General features: G+C 70.2%; 18 protein-coding genes. 3 read left to right on the top strand and 15 right to left on the bottom strand.

Translation table 11 applies throughout. The features are described 5' to 3' along the window. Positions 1-4 precede the first annotated feature (4 nt). Positions 5-1,450: an aldehyde dehydrogenase gene (locus JHW48_RS17505; RefSeq protein WP_272835908.1), complete on the bottom strand. Its 1,446-nt coding sequence runs from the start codon at positions 1,448-1,450 to the stop codon at positions 5-7. Positions 1,451-1,475: 25 nt separating this feature from the next. Beyond that, a complete protein-coding gene (gene pobA, locus JHW48_RS17500) occupies positions 1,476-2,654 on the bottom strand; it encodes a 4-hydroxybenzoate 3-monooxygenase (RefSeq protein ID WP_119887904.1) in 1,179 nt (392 codons plus the stop codon). A 54-nt stretch (positions 2,655-2,708) separates the two neighbouring features. Here pobA and JHW48_RS17495 point away from each other — a divergent pair, with 54 nt between their 5' ends. Beyond that, a complete protein-coding gene (locus tag JHW48_RS17495; RefSeq protein ID WP_272835907.1) occupies positions 2,709-3,563 on the top strand; it encodes a helix-turn-helix domain-containing protein in 855 nt (284 codons plus the stop codon). A 4-nt stretch (positions 3,564-3,567) separates the two neighbouring features. On the opposite strand, the gene JHW48_RS17490 is transcribed toward JHW48_RS17495, so the two are convergent. The 7 genes from JHW48_RS17490 to pcaD all read right to left on the bottom strand — a co-directional run bounded on the left by JHW48_RS17490 (position 3,568) and on the right by pcaD (position 8,666). Next, the gene (locus tag JHW48_RS17490) at positions 3,568-4,011 is read right to left on the bottom strand and encodes a MarR family winged helix-turn-helix transcriptional regulator (RefSeq protein ID WP_119887771.1); all 444 of its coding nucleotides are present in this window, start codon (positions 4,009-4,011) and stop codon (positions 3,568-3,570) included. 71 nt (positions 4,012-4,082) lie between these two features. Continuing rightward, positions 4,083-5,408 (bottom strand): lyase family protein, encoded by a 1,326-nt coding sequence (locus JHW48_RS17485; RefSeq protein ID WP_119887772.1) that lies wholly within the window; start codon positions 5,406-5,408, stop codon positions 4,083-4,085. Continuing rightward, on the bottom strand, positions 5,405-6,238 hold the full coding sequence (locus JHW48_RS17480) for a 3-oxoadipate:acetyl-CoA acetyltransferase (protein ID WP_119887773.1): 834 nt from the start codon (positions 6,236-6,238) through the stop codon (positions 5,405-5,407). Before JHW48_RS17480 ends, JHW48_RS17485 begins: the two co-directional genes overlap by 4 nt. Then, positions 6,231-6,797: a protocatechuate 3,4-dioxygenase subunit alpha gene (pcaG, locus tag JHW48_RS17475; RefSeq protein WP_119887774.1), complete on the bottom strand. Its 567-nt coding sequence runs from the start codon at positions 6,795-6,797 to the stop codon at positions 6,231-6,233. Before pcaG ends, JHW48_RS17480 begins: the two co-directional genes overlap by 8 nt. Then, positions 6,797-7,510 carry a protocatechuate 3,4-dioxygenase subunit beta gene (pcaH, locus tag JHW48_RS17470; protein ID WP_119887775.1) on the bottom strand — a complete coding sequence of 238 codons (714 nt, stop codon included), beginning with the start codon at positions 7,508-7,510 and terminating at the stop codon, positions 6,797-6,799. Before pcaH ends, pcaG begins: the two co-directional genes overlap by 1 nt. Further along, positions 7,507-7,896, bottom strand: coding sequence for a 4-carboxymuconolactone decarboxylase (gene pcaC, locus JHW48_RS17465; protein WP_119887776.1), 390 nt, complete (start codon positions 7,894-7,896; stop codon positions 7,507-7,509). Before pcaC ends, pcaH begins: the two co-directional genes overlap by 4 nt. Further along, positions 7,893-8,666, bottom strand: coding sequence for a 3-oxoadipate enol-lactonase (gene pcaD, locus JHW48_RS17460; RefSeq protein ID WP_119887777.1), 774 nt, complete (start codon positions 8,664-8,666; stop codon positions 7,893-7,895). The genes pcaC and pcaD overlap by 4 nt, the downstream gene beginning before the upstream one ends. Positions 8,667-8,750: 84 nt before the next feature. On the opposite strand from pcaD, the gene JHW48_RS17455 reads away from it, so the two are divergent. Further along, the gene (locus JHW48_RS17455) at positions 8,751-9,149 is read left to right on the top strand and encodes a LysR family transcriptional regulator (RefSeq protein WP_272835906.1); all 399 of its coding nucleotides are present in this window, start codon (positions 8,751-8,753) and stop codon (positions 9,147-9,149) included. Further along, the gene (locus tag JHW48_RS17450) at positions 9,035-9,634 is read left to right on the top strand and encodes a LysR substrate-binding domain-containing protein (protein WP_272835905.1); all 600 of its coding nucleotides are present in this window, start codon (positions 9,035-9,037) and stop codon (positions 9,632-9,634) included. Before JHW48_RS17455 ends, JHW48_RS17450 begins: the two co-directional genes overlap by 115 nt. Here JHW48_RS17450 and JHW48_RS17445 read toward each other — a convergent pair. The 6 genes from JHW48_RS17445 to JHW48_RS17420 form a co-directional block, all read right to left on the bottom strand. Then, complete coding sequence (locus tag JHW48_RS17445; RefSeq protein WP_119887360.1) at positions 9,631-11,484, bottom strand: bifunctional sugar phosphate isomerase/epimerase/4-hydroxyphenylpyruvate dioxygenase family protein; 1,854 nt, start codon at positions 11,482-11,484, stop codon at positions 9,631-9,633. The genes JHW48_RS17450 and JHW48_RS17445 overlap by 4 nt on opposite strands. Then, positions 11,481-12,323 carry a shikimate dehydrogenase family protein gene (locus tag JHW48_RS17440; RefSeq protein WP_170152344.1) on the bottom strand — a complete coding sequence of 281 codons (843 nt, stop codon included), beginning with the start codon at positions 12,321-12,323 and terminating at the stop codon, positions 11,481-11,483. The genes JHW48_RS17445 and JHW48_RS17440 overlap by 4 nt, the downstream gene beginning before the upstream one ends. Before the next feature lie 11 nt (positions 12,324-12,334). Next, positions 12,335-13,825 carry a tripartite tricarboxylate transporter permease gene (locus JHW48_RS17435; protein WP_119887359.1) on the bottom strand — a complete coding sequence of 497 codons (1,491 nt, stop codon included), beginning with the start codon at positions 13,823-13,825 and terminating at the stop codon, positions 12,335-12,337. A 10-nt stretch (positions 13,826-13,835) separates the two neighbouring features. After that, on the bottom strand, positions 13,836-14,333 hold the full coding sequence (locus tag JHW48_RS17430) for a tripartite tricarboxylate transporter TctB family protein (protein WP_119887358.1): 498 nt from the start codon (positions 14,331-14,333) through the stop codon (positions 13,836-13,838). Positions 14,334-14,393: 60 nt separating this feature from the next. Further along, positions 14,394-15,386, bottom strand: coding sequence for a tripartite tricarboxylate transporter substrate binding protein (locus tag JHW48_RS17425; RefSeq protein ID WP_119887357.1), 993 nt, complete (start codon positions 15,384-15,386; stop codon positions 14,394-14,396). Between the two features lie 110 nt (positions 15,387-15,496). After that, positions 15,497-16,414 carry a LysR family transcriptional regulator gene (locus JHW48_RS17420; RefSeq protein ID WP_119887356.1) on the bottom strand — a complete coding sequence of 306 codons (918 nt, stop codon included), beginning with the start codon at positions 16,412-16,414 and terminating at the stop codon, positions 15,497-15,499. Positions 16,415-16,418: the final 4 nt, after the last annotated feature.

The raw sequence follows: 16,418 nt of genomic DNA, 5'->3' as shown, positions 1-16,418 counted from the left end.
CCGGTCAGAAGGGGTAATGCTGATGCGGGTCCTCGATCGTGACCCAACGCAGCCAGGTGAAGGCGTCGATGGCCGCGGTGCCGCCAAACCGGCCATAGCCCGAATCCTTGACCCCGCCAAAGGGCATCTGCGCCTCGTCGCCCACGGTCGGGCCGTTGATGTGGCAGATGCCGCTGTCGATCCGGTCGGCCACGCGCATCGCGCGCGTCAGGTCGCCGCCATAGACCGCCGCCGACAGCCCGTAGGGCGTGTCATTGGCCACCCGCACGGCCTCGTCGTCATCGGCCACGCGGATGATCGGCTTGACGGGGCCGAAGCTTTCCTCGGCATAGACGGTCATGTCGGGGGTGACATGGTCGATCAGCGTCGCCTCGACCACGGCGCCGTCGCGGCCGCCCCCGGCGATCACCCGCCCGCCCTTGGCGGTGGCGTCGGCGATGATGTCGTCCATCCGGCCGGCCGCCTCCGGGGTGACCAGGGCGCCCAGGACGACCTCGCCCCGCGGATCGCCCGCGGGCAGGCCGCGGACCTTGTCGACCAGCGCCGCGACGAAGCGGTCGGCGATCCCCTGCTGGACGATGATGCGTTCGGTGGACATGCAGATCTGTCCCTGGTTCATGAAGGCGCCGAAGGCCGCGCCGTTCACCGCCGCATCCACATCCGCATCGTCCAGCACGATCAGCGGCGCCTTGCCGCCCAGTTCCAGCAGGGCGGGCTTCAGCCCCTCGGCGGCCAGGCGGGCGATGATGCGCCCGACCTTGGTCGATCCGGTGAAGTTCACATGCCTGAGGCGGTCGTCGCCGACCAGCGCCTCGACCACCGCGGCGGCATCGTCGGGGGCGTTCGTCACCACGTTCAGCACGCCCGGCGGAAAGCCCGCGCGGCGGAAGGCCTCGCCGATGGCCATATGGGTGGCGGGGCACATCTCGGAGGCCTTCAGCACCACGGTGTTGCCGCAGGCGATGGGCATGGCCACCGCCCGCGTGCCCAGGATGACCGGGGCGTTCCACGGCGCGATCCCCAGGCAGACGCCATGCGGGCGCCGCTGCGCCATGGCCAGGGTGCCGGGCTTGTTCGACGGGATGATCTGGCCCGCGATCTGGGTGGTCATGGCCGCGGCCTCGCGCAGCATCCCGGCGGCCAGGCTGCAGTTGAAGCCGATCCAGGGGCCGGTCGCCCCGGTTTCGGCCATGGCGGTGCGGATGATCTCGGGGGTCATCTCCTCCAGCGCGTCGGCGGCCTTGGACAACAGCTTGCGGCGCTCGCCCGGGCCGGTGGCGGACCAGGCGGGAAAGGCCGCCGCCGCCGCATCCACCGCCCGGCGCATGTCGTCCGGGCCCGCGGCGGGGGCGGTGGTGGCCACATCCCCCGTCACCGGGTCGCGGCGGTCATAGGTCGCGCCGGATGCGGCGGGGCTGTCCTGCCCGTCGATGATCATGGATAGCGTCATTGAGTCCTCCCTTTCCCGCCCCGGTTCACAGGGGCAGGCCCACGTAATTCTCGGCCAGGTCGCGGCGCGCGGTCTCGGACCGGGCCAGGTGGTCCAGCGTCGCGCGGCGCATCTGGGCGGCAAAGCCGTCCTCGCCGTCGAAGCGGTGCAGCATCGTGGTCATCTGCCAGCTGAACCGCATCGCCTTCCAGATCCGCGCCAGCGCGCAGTCGGAATAGCCGTCGATGCCCGCCCGGTCGCCGCCGCGCAGCGCCGCGATCAGCGCCTGGTGCAGATAGAACACGTCCGAGGCCGCCAGGTTCAACCCCTTGGCCCCGGTCGGCGGCACGATATGGGCGCTGTCGCCGACCAGGAACAGGTTGCCCCATCGCAGCGGCTCGGAGACGAAGCTGCGCAGCGGCGCGATGGATTTCTCGATCGAGGGGGCGGGGGTCAGGCCTGCGGCCAGTTCGGCCGGGATGCGGCGCGCGAAGGCCTGCCAGAACCGCTCGTCGGACCAGTCCTCGGGGCGGTCGGTGGCGGGGACCTGGACATACATCCGCACCAGCGCGGCGTTGCGCATGGAGGCCAGGGCAAAGCCGTCGGGGGAATTGGCATAGACCAGCTCGGGCGCCAAGGGCGCCATCCGCGCCAGGATGCCCAGCCAGCCGAAGGGATAGACCCGTTCGAATTCGCGGCGCCGATCCTCGGGAATGGTGCGGCGCGACACGCCGTGAAACCCGTCGCAACCGGCGACGAATTCGGCCTCCAGCCGCATGGCGCGGCCCTGATGGGTGAAGGTGACGACCGATCGGGGCTGGTCCAGATCGGTGATGCGCACATCCTCGACCCCGTGCAGGATCCGGGTGCCCATCGCATCCTGCGCCTGATAGAGGTCGCGCGTCACCTCGGTCTGGCCATAGACAGTGACCTGCCGCCCGGTCAGCGCATGGATGTCAACATGGATCATCCGGTCCTCGTCCGACAGGCAGAAGCCGTCATGGGGGATGCCCTCGGCCCGCAGGCGGTCATCGACCCCGGCCTCGGCCAGCAGGTCCACCGTGCCGCTTTCCAGGATGCCCGCCCGGATGCGCGACAGGACGTGGTCGCGGGTGGCGCGTTCCAGCACGACCGTGTCGATGCCCGCCCGGTTCAGCAGCTGCGACAGCAGCAGCCCCGACGGGCCGCCGCCGATGATGGCGACCTGGCTGCGGATGGTGGTCATGGCGCGTTCCCCCCTTGTCTGGTCCCAGCCTAGCGCCGGGCCGGTCCGGCGCGAATGGACGCGCCCGGCATTGAGTGGTACTTTTCGCGCATGATCCCGGTCTTTTCCCTCTATGGCGAAACCAGCGCCTTTCCCGATGTCGTGCATTGCGAACGCGTGCTGGACCGCGCGCGGCTGCATGACTGGGTGATCACCCCGCATCGCCACCCCCAGATGTCCCAGATCCTGCGCATCGAGGGGGGCGAGGCGCAGGCCCGCGCCGATGGCGAGGCGATGCGGCTGCGGGCGGGGGATTACCTCTATATCCCCGCGCAGGTGGTGCATGGCTTCGTCTTTTCCCAAGGGGCCGAAGGGGCGGTCCTGTCCTTTCCCAGCCCCGTGACGGCGGGGATGATGCCCGATATGGCGCCATGGCTGGGCGCGGTGCGGCGCGGGCGGGTGGGCGCGCGGGCCGGGACGCTGATGGACGACCTGCAGGCGGTCCATGCGGGCGCTGGCACATTTCGCGCCCAGCAGCTGGTCGGGCTGACCCAGGTCCTGCTGGCCAGCTTGGCCGAGGAGAGCGACGCCGCGGCCCCCCCTGCGGGCCATGCCCTGACCCGGCTGGAATCGCTGATCGCCGCCAATCTGGGCCGCGGCTGGACGGCGCGGGACTATGCGGCGGCGATGAACGTGACGACCAGCCATCTGAACCGGATCATCCGCGCCGCCAAGGGTCACAGCCTGACCGCCCATCTGGAGGCCGCGACCATGGCCGAGGCCTGCCGCCTGATCGCCTTCACCCGGATGCCGGTGGCGCAGATCGGCTATCGCTTGGGCTTTGGCGACCCGTCCTATTTCTCGCGCCGGTTCCGGCGGCGGATGGGGGAATCGCCCTCGGACTACCGTTTGCGCCTGCAGGACGGCTGAGCGGTCAGTCCCGCGACAGCCGGTCCAGGTTTTGCGCGATGCGGGCCAGAGTCCGGGCGGCCTGGTCCAGATCCTCGGGGGGGATGCCGCGCAGCACCTCGCGGCGCAGATGGTCGGTATGTTCGGCGATGGCGCTGTCGCGGCCCCGCGCGGTCAGGATCAGCGCGTTCTTGCGCGCATCCCCCGCCAAGGGCTGGCGGGCGACGAATCCGTCGGCCACCAGCGCGTCGATCTGGCGTTTGAGGGTCGGCGGCTCGATGGACAGCTCGGCCGCCAGCTCGGCCTGGGTGACGGGGGGATTGCCCAAGGCATGGTGGCGCGCCAAGGCCCCGAGCGCGCGGGCCCGCGACAGGGTCAGACCCACATCCCGCGCCCGCTGGTCATAGCTGCGGCGCAGGGTTCGGATGACATGCAGCAGCGTGTCCAGAAAGGTCGTGTCGGCGGACATGGCGGGCCTTTGCGGCGTCGGGGGCCTGCTGGACCTAGACATCCCGCCGGGCGGGGACAAGCCCGCCGCCCTCAGACGGGGCGGCGGTGCCGGGCGGCGAAATCGCGCGCCTCGGCCGGGGCGGTGCCCAGAAGGCGCGGCGCGATCAGCGCGGGCCAGTCATGGCCGGGCCAGCGTTCGGCGGCCAGATCGGTCAGGTCGCGCCCCTGGGCCAGGGCCTGGCGGGACAGCTCCGCCACCTCGGCCGCGGCGCGGGTCCGGGGATGGCCCAAATCGGTCAGGGCAAAGGCCAGTGCTTCGGCATGGATGGTGCCGTGCCCCTGCCCCAGATCGCGCGCCATCGCATCCGCATCGGGCCGCAGGCTGGCCAGCACCCCGCCCGCCCGGGCCAGCATCGCCCCCGTGGCCATGGCCAGCGGCGGCAGGATCAGCCATTCGGTGAACCAGGCCGCCCCGTCGCGCGCCTGCCGGTGCAGGCCGGTCGCGGGCAGCATCCCCGACAGGCCCAGCACCTGCCGCGACAGCGCCGCCAGCGCCGATGGCCCCACCGGGTTCTGCTTCTGCGGCATGGTCGACGACCCGCCCGCCCCCTCGATCCGCAGCAGGGACTGGCCGCTCTGGGTCATCAGCAGCAGGTCCTCGGCCATCTTGCCCAAGGACGCCCCCAGCCCCGCCGTCCAGCCCGCCAGCGCGGCCAGCCCCGACCGGTCGCTGTGCCAGCCATGGCCGGGATCGGCCAGGCCCAGATCGGCGGCCAAGGCCGCGCGCACCGCAGGCCCGTCGGGCCCCATCGCCGACAAGGTCCCCGCGGCGCCCGACAGCGACAGGCGCAGCACCCGGTCCCGCAGCCCCGCCAGCGCCGCGTCGTGATCGGTCAGGGGCCAGCCCCAGCCCGCCGCCACCGCGCCGAAGCTGGTCGGCACCGCCACCTGGCCATAGGTCCGCGCGGCCATGGCGAGATCGGCGTGATCGCCCGCCATCGCGGCCAGATCGCCCGTCAGCCCGCGCAGCCGCCCTTGCCACAGATCCAGCATGTCGCGCAGCCGCAGGGCCAGCTCCGTGTCCACGATGTCTTGGCTGGTCGCGCCCCAATGCAGGTATTGCGCCGCATCCCCGCCGATCCGGTCGCGCATCACCCGCACCAGGCCCGGCACCGGCACCCCGTCGCGGGCGCTGGCCTGGGCCAGATCCGCGGGCGTCACGGTCATCGCGCTGCAGGCCGTCGCGATGGCCGCCCCCGCATCGGCGGGGATCACCCCGATGCGGGACTGCGCCACGGCCAGCGCGGCCTCGACCCGGATCATGGCGGCGATCTCGGCCTCCGGGGTCAGCAGGGCGGCGGTTTCGGCATCGCCGAACAGACCCGCATGGATGGGGCTGGATGCCGGGCCGGTCATGCGGCGGCCAGGCCCAGGATCGCGCGGGCCTGTCGCCAATCGGCCACGGGGCGGTCGTGACGGTCGCAGATCTCGACCACCCGCCGCACCAGAGCGGCGTTCGAGGGGGCCAGCCGGTCGCGGTCCAGGCGGACGTTATCCTCCAGCCCGGTGCGGGCATGGCCGCCCGCGGCGACCGACCATTCGTTCAGCTGGATCTGGTTCGCCCCGATCCCCGCCGCGCACCACGGCGCATCCTGACCGAACAGCCGCCGCACCGTGCGGATATAGTAATCGAACACGTCGCGATCGGCGGGCATGGCGTTCTTGACCCCCATCACGAACTGCACATAGGGCCGGGTCCGCAGCCGCCCGTCCTTCCACATCGCATGGGCCTGCAGGATATGGGACAGATCGAAGGCCTCGATCTCCGGCATGACGCCATGGGTCGCCATCTCGGACGCCAGCCAGTCGACCAGATCGGGCGCGTTCTCGTAGACTCGCGTGGGGAAGTTGTTCGACCCTACCGCCAGGCTGGCCATGTCGGGCGACAGAGGCAGCATGCCGCCCCGGTCGCGCCCCGCGCCGGACCGGCCGCCGGTGGACAGCTGGACGATCATGCCGGGGCAATGGGTGCGGATCCCCTCCATCAGGCGCGCGAAGCGGTCGGGGTGGCTGGTCGGGCGGCCCTCGTCGTCGCGGACATGGGCATGGACGATGCTGGCCCCGGCCTCGAAGGCCTCCTGCGTCGATTCCACCTGTTCGGCGATGGTGATGGGCACGGCGGGGTTGTTGGCCTTGGTGGGCAGGCTGCCGGTGATGGCCACGCAGATGATGCAGGGATCAGACATCCAGAAATACCGTCTCTTGGTCACCTTGCAGGTGAATGTCGAAGTGATAGGCGCCGCCCTCGCCCGTGGCGATCAGGCTGCGGCGGCGATGCGGCTGCTCGATCAGGTTCAGGACCGGATCGGCATCGTTGTCCGCATCGGGCAGATAGACCCGCGTCTGCAGGCCGACATTGATGCCCCGCGCGACCAGCCACAGCGCGATATGCGGCGCGTGGCGGCCATGGGCGCCGGGGCGGATCGTGTCGATGACGAAGTCGCCCGTCTCGAAATCGGGGACCACGCGGGACCAGCCGCGAAACCCCGCCGCCGCCCCCGGCTGGCCGGGATAGAGGCCTGCGGCATCGGCCTGCCAGGTCTCGATCAGCACGTCCTTGACCGGCGCGCCCATCCCGTCGATCACCCGCCCGGTGATGCGGATGCGATCGCCCGGCACGTCACCCGGGACGGGATCGAAGCCCAGCTCGCGGTCATAGGCGTCGAACCCCGCCGCCGCCGGGGCCAGCCCGATATGCACATAGGGTCCCGCCGTCTGCGAGGGTGTCTCCTTCAGGTAATCCATCAGTTCCCCTCCGGCCGGTTTTCGAAGAATGTCGAGCGTCGCCCGCGCAGCACGATGTCGAAGCGATAGGCCAGGCAATCCAGCGGCCGGGCCTCGTTCAGGTCCAGGGGCGCGATCAGCGCCGCGATCGCGCGGGGGTCGGGGATCGACTTCACGATGGGGCAATGGGCGATCAGCGGGTCGCCCTCGAAATACATCTGGGTGATCAGCCGCTGCGCGAAGCTGGTCCCGAAGACCGAGACATGGATATGCGCGGGCCGCCAGTTGTTCACCCAGTTGCGCCAGGGATAGGCGCCGGGCTTGATCGTGCGGAAGGCGTAGCGGCCGTCGGCATCGGTCAGGGTCCGCCCGCAGCCGCCGAAATTCGGATCGACCGGCGCCAGATAGGCGTCCTTCTTGTGGCGGTATCGCCCGCCGGCATTGGCCTGCCAGATCTCGACCAGGGTATGGGGAACGGGGCGGCGGTTCTCGTCCAGCACGCGGCCATGCACGATGATGCGTTCGCCCACCGGATCGCCCGTCCTGGCATAGTTGGTGATCAGATCGTTGTCGCCCGGCGCGATGTCGTCATGGCCGAAGCGCGGGCCGGTCAGCTCCGACGGCGTCGCCTCCAGCGACAGCATCGCCTGGCGCGGGCTGCGCGCGACGGATGTCTTGTAATCGGGCGCCAGCGCCGGGGGGTGCCAAGTGCGGTCGCGCTGGACCAGGGTCATGCGGAGTCCTCCTCTGCGTCGGCCTGAGCAAAGATCTCGCGGGCCAGCTTGATGGCATGGTTGGCGCGGGGCACGCCGGCATAGATGGCGACATGCAGCAGCGCCTCGATCACGTCGTCGCGGCTGGCCCCGGTATTGGGGATGGCGCGCAGATGCAGCGCCAGCTCGCCGTCATTGCCCAGGCCCGCCAGCAGCGCGATGGTCATCATCGACCGTTCACGCAGGGTGATGGTGTCGCGCGACCAGACATGGCCCCAGGCCGCATCGGTAATCAGGTCCTGGAAGGGCGCGTCGAAGGGCGTGGTCGCAGCCTGGGCGCGATCCACATGGGCCGCGCCCAGCACGCGGCCGCGCGTGGCCGTGCCGGTGTCGGAAAGGGTGGTCATGCATGGTCCTCCAGAAAGGGCAGGATGGCGGCGGCCAAAGCGTCCGGCGTCTCGACGCAGGGCAGATGGCCGGCCTCGGGGATCAGGTGGAACCGCGCGCCGGGGATGAGGTCCGCCGTGGCGCGCACCTGATCGGGCGGCGAAGCGCCGTCCTGCCCGCCCGCGACCACCATCACCGGCAGGCGCAGCGCGGCGGTCGCATCGGTCTGATCCGCGCCCGCCAGCGCCTGGCAGGCGGCGGCATAGCCATCCGCAGGCGTCCGGGCCAGCATCGCCTGCCACAGGGCCAGTTCGGGCGTCCGGCGAAAGGCGGGGGCGAACCAGCGCTCCATCACCGCATCGGCGATGACGGCGGTGCCGCCCGCGCGCACCGCGGCGATGCGGTCGCGCCAGCCCTTGGGCGTGCCCATTCGCGCGGCGCTGTTCGACAGGACCAGCGCGCGCACGAGGTCGGGACGGGTCGCCGCCAGCCGCTGGCCGATCAGCCCACCGATGGAACAGCCGATCAGCGTCACGGGCCGCCCGACCCATTCCGCGATCGCCGCGGCATCGGCGGTGTGATCGGCCAGGGTCGTGCCATCCCACAGGCCCGAAAGCCCATGCCCCTGCTTGTCATAGCGGATCACGCGATAGCGCCCCAGATGCGGCATCAGCCCATCCCACAGGCGCAGGTCGGTCCCGAGCGAATTGGCCAGGATCAGGGCGGGCGCATCCTCGGGCCCTTGGGCGCGGATGTGCAGCACGCCGCGGGGGCGGGTCAGGGCTTGCATGATCTCTCCTCTTGCCCATAACCTTAGCAGGGTGAAACCACCCCTGATAATGCAAAATCATCCCTGATCCATAACCGGACCGTCATGCATCCCGCGATCAAGCTGCGCCATCTGCGCGTCTTTCTGGACATCGCCGCGCAGGGCAGCCTGACGGCGGCGGCCCGCGCGCAGGGCCTGACCCAGCCCGCCCTCAGCCGCAGTCTGGCAGAGCTGGAGGCGCTGCTGGACCGCCCGCTGTTCCGGCGCGAGGGGCGACGGCTGGTCCTGACGGATGAGGGCACGCTCTTTCGCGACCATGCCGCCCGCGCGCTGCAGATGCTGGAGGCGGGGGCGGCGGCGCTGCATCCGCGGGCCGGGGGCGGCTGTCGGTGGGGGTGCTGCCGACGGTGGCGGCGCGGCTGTTCCCGCGCGTGGCGCTGGAATTCGCAGGCCTGGCCCCGCAGGTCACCCTGGCGGTCGAGACCGGGCCCCATTCCCACCTGATCGCCCTGCTGCGCGAGGGGGGGATCGCGCTGATGATCGGGCGGATGCCCGCATCGGGGGACATGGCGGGGCTGCGCTTCGACCATCTCTATGACGAGCCGGTGGCCGTCGTCTCGCGCGCGGGGCATCCGATGGCGGGGCGGGCGCTGGCCGATGCGCTGGCGGCATCGCCCGTGATCCTGCCGCCGCGATCGGCGCTGATCCGGCCCGCGGTCGACGATTACCTGGCCGCGCGCGACCTGCGCCTGCGCCCGGCCTTCGAGACCGCCGCCCCCGCCGTGGGCCGCGCCATCCTGGAGCGGTCGGACGCGCTGTGGTTCATCTCGCGCGGGGTGGTGGCGGACGGGATCGCGGATGGGTCGCTGGCCGAATGGCCGACCGGGACAGGCGCGATGACCGGGTCGGTGGGCATCACCCGCAGGCAGGCCCAGCCCCCGGATGCGGGGCTGGACCTGCTGGTGCGGCTGATGCATCGGGGGGCCTAGCGGCGCGGCATCCCTGCGGGGCGGGCGGCGCGTTTCTGCGCGGCGATGCGGAAGGGCGCGTTCGGCGCGCCATAGCCCGCATAGCCGCCCTGCCGCTGGACGATCTCGAAGAAGAACCCGTCCGCCCGCGGCTCGCTGTAGAGCTGGAAGAACCGCCCCTCGGCATCCTCGTCATACATGACGTTGGCCGCCTGCAGCCGGGCGGTCAGCGCATCGTCCAGCCCGAACCGCGCCTGCGCGTCGCGATAATAGTTCGCGCCGATCCGCAGCGGGCGGAAGCCCCGCCCCTCCAGCGCGCGGGCGGTGGCGAAGATGTCGTCGCTGGCAAAGGCCACATGCTGGACCGAGGCGCCGAAGCTGTCCTCGATGAAGCGCCCGGCCAAGGTATGGCGCGCCTCGGCCCCGTTCAGGGTGACGCGCAGCCCGCCCGCGCGGATCGCTTGGCTGCGCACCAGCCCGTCGGGATCGGCCACATCGACCATCGGCGCCTTTTCCCCCGCGAAGATCGCCGTGTAGAACAGCGACCAGCTGAGCATCTCGTCATAGGCCATGGTCTGGCCCAGATGGTCGATGCCGGTGATGCCCGCGCCCGCGCCGGGCGGATCGGCGCGGAAATCCACCTCCCAGATGCGCGACAGGTCGGACGCGCCGTCCAGCAGTCGGATCACGCTGCCGCCCACGCCCCGGATCGCGGGGATGGACAGCTGGCCGGGTGTGGCGGGCTGTTCATGGGGCTGGGCCAGCAGGGCGGTGGCGCGGGCATGGGCGCTGCGCGCATCGGGGACCATCAGCGCGATCTCGGACACGGTGGTGCCATGGGCCACGAAGGAGGAATGCGCGAACCCCGTCGCATCGGTATTGACCAGCACGTTCATCGCCCCCTGCCGCCACAGGCTGACCGGCTTGGTCACGTGACGGCCCGCCCGGTCGAAGCCGATGCTGGTCAGCAGGCCCTCCAGCGCGGGGGCCTCGTCGGGGCTGGTGGCGAATTCGATGAACTCGACCCGCTCGACCGGGGCCGGGGGCGGCAGGGGGGGCGTCGCGCCCACTTGGTCCATCAGCGCGATCAGGCTGCGATGGCCATCCTGGGCTACCATGCGAGGCAGGCCCGCGCGGAACTGGTCGTTGAAGATCTCCAGGCTCAGCGGCCCGTCATAGCCGGTGGCCAGCACCGCGCGCAGGAAGGCCGCGACATCCAGGTCCCCCTCGCCCGGCATGTTGCGGAAATGGCGCGACCAGTAGAGCAGGTCCATCGGGATCGCCGGCGCATCGGCCAACTGGACAAAGAAGATCCGGTCGCCCGGGATGGCGCGGATCGTCTCCGGGTCGAGGCCGCGACTCAGGGTGTGGAAGCTGTCCAGGATCAGCCCGATGCGGGGATGGTCGGCGCGGCGCACCACCTCCCATGCGTCGCGATGGTCGAAGACGTGGCGGCCCCAGCACAGCGCCTCGTATCCCACGCGGACGCCGTGGCGTTCGGCCAGATCGCCCAGGTCGCTGAAATCCTGCGCCATGCGGTCGATGCCGCCTTGGGCCTGCGGATGGACCGAGGAACAGACCAGCATCAGGTCGGTGCCCAGCTGGTTCATCAGTTCGAACTTGCGTTCGGCGCGGGCAAAGGCGCGGGCGCGATGCGGTTCGGGCAGGGCCTCGAAATCGCGGAAGGGCTGGAACAGCGTGATCTCCAGCCCGTGGTCGCGGACCATGCGGCCGACCTCCTCCGGGGTGAAGTCGGAGGCCAGGAAATCCTGCTCGAAGATCTCGATCCCGTCGAAGCCGGCGGCGGCGATGGCGGCCAGCTTGGTGGGCAGGGTGCCCGACAGGGTGACCGTGGCGATCGAGGTCCTCATGCGTCGCGCCCCGCGGCCAGATCGGCGCGCAGCCGGGCCTGGTCCAAGGGCAGGCCGGTGAAGATCGCCCAGGCATCCACCCCCTGCCCGATGAAGAGCTCGTAGCCCGAGATGATGTCCAGCCCCGCCGCCGCGGCATCGTTCAGGAACTGCGTGTCCACCGGCGTGTAGACCGCGTCGAAGGCCCAGGCCGCGCCCGCCATCAGCGGGGCGGCCAAGGGCGTGCCGTCATAGCCGACCATGCCGACGGGGGTGCCGTTGATCAGCCCCGCCGCGCCGGGCGCCATGGCGGCGGCATCCGTGCCCGTCACCACGGACAGGTCGGGACGCGCCGCGCGCAGGGCATCCGCCAGCCCCTCGGCCTTGGCGGGGTCGCGGTCGGCGATGCGGATCTGGGACGCGCCGAGCGCGACCAGCCCGAAGGCCACCGCGCGGCCCACGCCGCCCGCCCCGATCATCAGGACCGCCCCCGGCGCCCTGTCGCCCCGCACCCGGCGATAGGCCGCGACGAAGCCCGAATAATCGGTGTTGAAGCCGCGCGGACGGCCTTCGCCGAACAGGACCGTGTTGCAGGCCCCGATCGCCGCGACCAGCGGATCGTCGATCCTGAGGCGCCCCGCCACGACCTCCTTATAGGGATAGGTCACGTTGATGCCGCGATACCCGCCCGCCGCGCAGCGCGCGAAGAGCGCGTCGAAATCCAGCCCCTCCTGCCGCGGGATCAGGCTGTCATAGCGCACGGTGCGCCCGTTCTGCGCCCCCGCCAGCCGGTGCAGGCGCGGCGATTGGGATGCGGCGATATTGTCGCCGATCAGCCCCAGCTGGATCGTGTCGGTCATGGTCAGGTCCTTCATCTCCGCCCCCGCCAGCGCGCCCACCAAGGGGAATTGGTCACCAGGATCATCACCACGGCGGCCAGCAGCGTCAGCGACAGCGGGCTGGTGAAAATGCCCATCATCATCGCGCCGAAATCCTCGCGCGTGCTGATGATCGCGCGGCGCCAGTTGTCGTCCAGCAGCCGCGACAGGATCACCCCCAGGATCACCGGGGCCAGCGGATAGCCGTAGAGCCGCATGAAATAGCCCAGCACCCCGAAGCCCAGCATCCAGTAGACATCCGTCAGGCTGTTGTTGATCGCATAGGCGCCGACGATGGACAGGACCAGGATCACCGGCAGAAGGACGGTGCGCGGCAGCTCGACCACCTTCACGAACAGGCGGATGCCCGTCAGGCCGAAGATCAGCATGAAGCAATTGGCCAGCATCAGCGATCCGACGATGAACCAGAACATGTTGGGCTGTTCGATCATCAGCATCGGGCCGGGGTTCAGCCCGTGGATGAACAGCGCGCCGATCATGATGGCGGTCACCGCATCGCCCGGAATGCCAAGCGTCATCATCGGGATGAAGGCCCCGCCGACGGCGGCGTTGTTGGCGGCCTCGGGGGCGACGAGGCCCTCGACCGCGCCCTCGCCGAAGGGGGTCTCGGGGTTGCGGGTGACGCGCTTGGCCTGATCATAGGCCATCAGCGAGGCGATGTCGCCGCCCGTGCCGGGCAGCGCGCCCACGACGGTGCCGATGGTCGCGCTCTGCAGGCCCAGGGGCAGGTGCTTGCGGACCTTGGCCCAGCTGGGGATGATACCCGAGATCTTCTGCCGGACGGCGGGGGTGTGGACATTGTGCAGCTGCATCAGCGCCTCGGACACGCCGAACATGCCGATCATCACCGCCACGAACGAGATCCCGCCCCGCAATTCGTCGATGCCGAAGACAAAGCGGTCCTGCACGGTCAGCGGGTCCATCCCAACCGCGCCGATCCCCACGCCCAGGGCACCGGCGAAGACGCCCTTGGTCAGGCTGCCGCCCGACAGCGATCCGACTAGCAGGATGCCCATGATCGCCAGCAGCATGAAGTCGCGCGGCTGGAACCGCAGGGCGAAATCCGACAGGACCGGGGCAAGGGCCGCCAAGGCCGCGATGCCGATGAAGCCGCCGATAAAGGACACGACCGTGACAATGCCGATCGCCTCGCCCGCGCGGCCCTTCTGGGCCAGGGGAAAGCCGTCCATGGCGGTCGCGATGGCCGATGGCGCGCCGGGGATGTTCAAGAGGATCGCCGTGCGCGATCCGCCATAGACCCCGCCCATATAGATGCCGATCATCAGCGCCAGCGCCGGATAGACGTCCCAGGCAAAGGTGAACGAGATCAGGATCGACACGGCCATCGTCACCGACAGGCCGGGGATCGCGCCGACATAGATGCCCGCAAAGGTCCCTGCCCCGATCAGGAACAGCAGGTCCAGATGCGTCAGCGGCATCAGCAGGTTCGACAGGATGTCCATGACGGCCCCTTCAGAAAAGCTGGGTGATGAAGGCGACGATACGGGCCTCGGGGAAGATCCCCGCCGGCATCAGCACCGAAAACACCATGCGGAAGATCAGCCAGATCAGCGTGACCGTCCCCACCGAGACCACCGCGCAGAACAGGATCGACCGCCGCGACAGGAACCGAACCAGCACCGCCAGGAACAGCACCGATGTGGGGATGAAGCCCAAGGGCCGCAGCAGCAGCGCATAGCCCAGGATCATCGCGATGGTCACCACCACCGACAGGGGCAGGATGTGGCGCGCGACGGTCTGGGTGCTGCCCGCCGGGCGGCGCAGCGTATGGACCAGCACCATGATCGCCGCGATGACCATGATCGCGGTCGTGGCCATGGGCACCGCACCGGGCGAGGACAGCGCCTCGAACCCCGCGATGCCATAGGCCGACCACAGAAGGCCTAGGCTGGCGGCCAGCAGGAACAGGGTGAAGACGATCTCGCCGGGGCGGCGCGGATGGGGGTCCATCGGCGGCTCCTTCCAGGGGTGGGGTTGGGGCGGCGGGTCAGCCGCCGCCCGCGGGCCGGATCAGGGACGCTCGATCCCGAAATCCTCGGGCGAATTGCGGGCGATCTCCGCATCCCACAGGATCCAGGCGGTCTGGCGCTGCCAGTCGTCCAGGAAGGACTGCGCCTCGTCGCCCGACAGCGACAGCATGCGGAAGCCGCGCCCGTCCATCAGCGACAGGAAATCCTCGTTCGCGGCACCGGTCTGGAAGGCGTCGGTCAGCGTCTCGACCACGTCGTCGGGCGTGCCGGCCTTGGCGAAGATGCCGAAGAACGGACCCCAGGGCAGCAGCTCGGCGAATTCGGGATTGGTCTCGGTGATGGCGGGGGTGTCGGGCAGCTGCTCGACCCGCTCGGTGTCGAAGATCGCGATAGGCTTGAGGTTGCCCGCGCGGATCGCCTCGATCGCGGCGCCCAGCACGGCGGGCATCACGTCGACCGCGCCGCCCTGCAGCGCCGTCAGCGCCGGGCCGTCGCCGTCATAGGGCACGGCCGTCACGTCGATGGGCGTCTTGTCGTTGATCATCGCCGTGACCACCGAAGGCAGCCCCCCCGGCCCGGTCGAGCCAAAGCGCAGTTCGCCCGGATTTTCCTCGATATAGGCGATCAGTTCGGGGAAGGTGTCGAAGGGCGCGTCCGGGCGGGTCACGATGATCGGGATGCCGCGCGCCAGGATGTTGATCGGCACGAAATCCGAATAATCCTTCTGGCCCAGCCCCATCACCTTGTAGAGCAGCGGGTTTTCCGCCCCGAACAGCAGCGTGTGGCCGTCGGCCGCCGCGCGTTCCGCCTGGTTCAGGCCGATGGCGCCCACGCCGCCGGTGACATTCTGCATGATGATGCGCTGGCCCAGGACGGCCTCGGCATGGGGTGCGACGGCGCGGCTGACCACGTCGGTCGACCCGCCCGCACCCCATTGGATGATGCCCTGGATCTCGCGTTCGGGGAAATCGGCGAGGGCCGGCGTGGCCGAGATCGCCAGTGCGGCGATGATGCCGCCCAGAGTGTGACGCATGAAAAACCTCCCAGTGAATGCGGTCCCTGTCCTCTCAGGGATACCGGGGAAGAATGGCAAAGGACAGATGTAACAGCAAATACCGATATGATCGCCATCGTAACATCGGGTTAATCGTCCCACCGGTCGCGCGCGCGGGCGCGGGCCAGTTCGCGGCGGAACAGCCCGATGGTCGTCTCGGCAAAGCTGGACAGGGCGCGGCCGCGCTTGGTGACCGACCAGGCGGTGATCGAGGCGGGCTCCAGCAGGGGCCTGCGGACCAGGCCGGGCATATAGACCTCGGCCACCGAGAATTCGTCGATGACCGCGACCCCCAGGCCGTGGCGGACCAGGCTGACGATGGTCTGGGCAAAGCGGCCGCGCATCGCATAGCGCGGGTTCAGGCCCGCATCCTCCAGCGGGCGGGCCAGGATGCGGCCATAGGGATCGGCCCGGTCCACCCCTACGAAGGGATGGCGCACCAGATCGTGGATCGAGACCACGCCCTTGGCCGCCAGCGGGTGGCCCTCGGGCATGATTGCGATGATGCGGCCCTCGCCCAGGGGGGTGTTCTCGACCGCGGGATTGTCCAGGGCAGATGACATGATGACCATCTCGCCCCGTTCCAGCAGCAGATAGTCCAGCGTCTCCTCGATCTTGAGGATGTCCAGCGCGATGTCCAGATCCGGCAGGCGGGTGCGCAGGCCCCGGATCACCCGCGCGGTGATGAACTGCGCGATCGAGGGGGCCGAGGCGAAGGACAGGGTGAAGTCGCGCCCTTTCTGCATGGCGCCCACGGCGGCGTTCAGGTTCTCCATCTGGCGGTGGACCTGTTCGATCATCGCAAAGATCGCATGCGCCTCCGGGGCAGGCACGAAGACCCCTGCCCGCCGTTCGAAAAGGCGCAGGCCCAGCCCCTCCTCGGTATGCTTGACCAGGCGGCTGATGCCGGGGGCCGAGACGTTCAGCAGGTTCGCCGCCCCCTGGATCGTGCCCGCGATCATCACCGCGCGGATGACCTCGACCTGGCGCAGGGTCAGTTCGCGCATCCGA

This window comes from Paracoccus aestuarii, from assembly GCF_028553885.1.
GTDB classification, from domain to species: Bacteria; Pseudomonadota; Alphaproteobacteria; order Rhodobacterales; family Rhodobacteraceae; genus Paracoccus; species Paracoccus aestuarii.
The sequence above is the reverse complement of the archived record's forward strand: the minus strand, read 5'-3'. Positions and strand labels throughout refer to the sequence as shown.

Bases quoted from the DNA above. Each gene is read 5' to 3' on its own strand.
- JHW48_RS17430 (WP_119887358.1), bottom strand. From the start codon at position 14,333: ATGGACCCCCATCCGCGCCGCCCCGGCGAGATCGTCTTCACCCTGTTC.
- JHW48_RS17440 (WP_170152344.1), bottom strand. From the start codon at position 12,323: ATGACCGACACGATCCAGCTGGGGCTGATCGGCGACAATATCGCCGCA.
- JHW48_RS17485 (WP_119887772.1), bottom strand. From the start codon at position 5,408: ATGACCGGCCCGGCATCCAGCCCCATCCATGCGGGTCTGTTCGGCGAT.
- JHW48_RS17455 (WP_272835906.1), top strand. From the start codon at position 8,751: ATGCATCCCGCGATCAAGCTGCGCCATCTGCGCGTCTTTCTGGACATC.
- JHW48_RS17495 (WP_272835907.1), top strand. From the start codon at position 2,709: ATGGACGCGCCCGGCATTGAGTGGTACTTTTCGCGCATGATCCCGGTC.
- pobA (WP_119887904.1), bottom strand. From the start codon at position 2,654: ATGACCACCATCCGCAGCCAGGTCGCCATCATCGGCGGCGGCCCGTCG.
- JHW48_RS17425 (WP_119887357.1), bottom strand. From the start codon at position 15,386: ATGCGTCACACTCTGGGCGGCATCATCGCCGCACTGGCGATCTCGGCC.
- pcaG (WP_119887774.1), bottom strand. From the start codon at position 6,797: ATGGATTACCTGAAGGAGACACCCTCGCAGACGGCGGGACCCTATGTG.
- pcaD (WP_119887777.1), bottom strand. From the start codon at position 8,666: ATGCAAGCCCTGACCCGCCCCCGCGGCGTGCTGCACATCCGCGCCCAA.
- JHW48_RS17505 (WP_272835908.1), bottom strand. From the start codon at position 1,450: ATGACGCTATCCATGATCATCGACGGGCAGGACAGCCCCGCCGCATCC.
- JHW48_RS17445 (WP_119887360.1), bottom strand. From the start codon at position 11,484: ATGAGGACCTCGATCGCCACGGTCACCCTGTCGGGCACCCTGCCCACC.
- pcaC (WP_119887776.1), bottom strand. From the start codon at position 7,896: ATGACCACCCTTTCCGACACCGGCACGGCCACGCGCGGCCGCGTGCTG.
- JHW48_RS17490 (WP_119887771.1), bottom strand. From the start codon at position 4,011: ATGTCCGCCGACACGACCTTTCTGGACACGCTGCTGCATGTCATCCGA.
- JHW48_RS17480 (WP_119887773.1), bottom strand. From the start codon at position 6,238: ATGTCTGATCCCTGCATCATCTGCGTGGCCATCACCGGCAGCCTGCCC.
- JHW48_RS17420 (WP_119887356.1), bottom strand. From the start codon at position 16,414: ATGCGCGAACTGACCCTGCGCCAGGTCGAGGTCATCCGCGCGGTGATG.
- JHW48_RS17435 (WP_119887359.1), bottom strand. From the start codon at position 13,825: ATGGACATCCTGTCGAACCTGCTGATGCCGCTGACGCATCTGGACCTG.
- pcaH (WP_119887775.1), bottom strand. From the start codon at position 7,510: ATGACCCTGGTCCAGCGCGACCGCACTTGGCACCCCCCGGCGCTGGCG.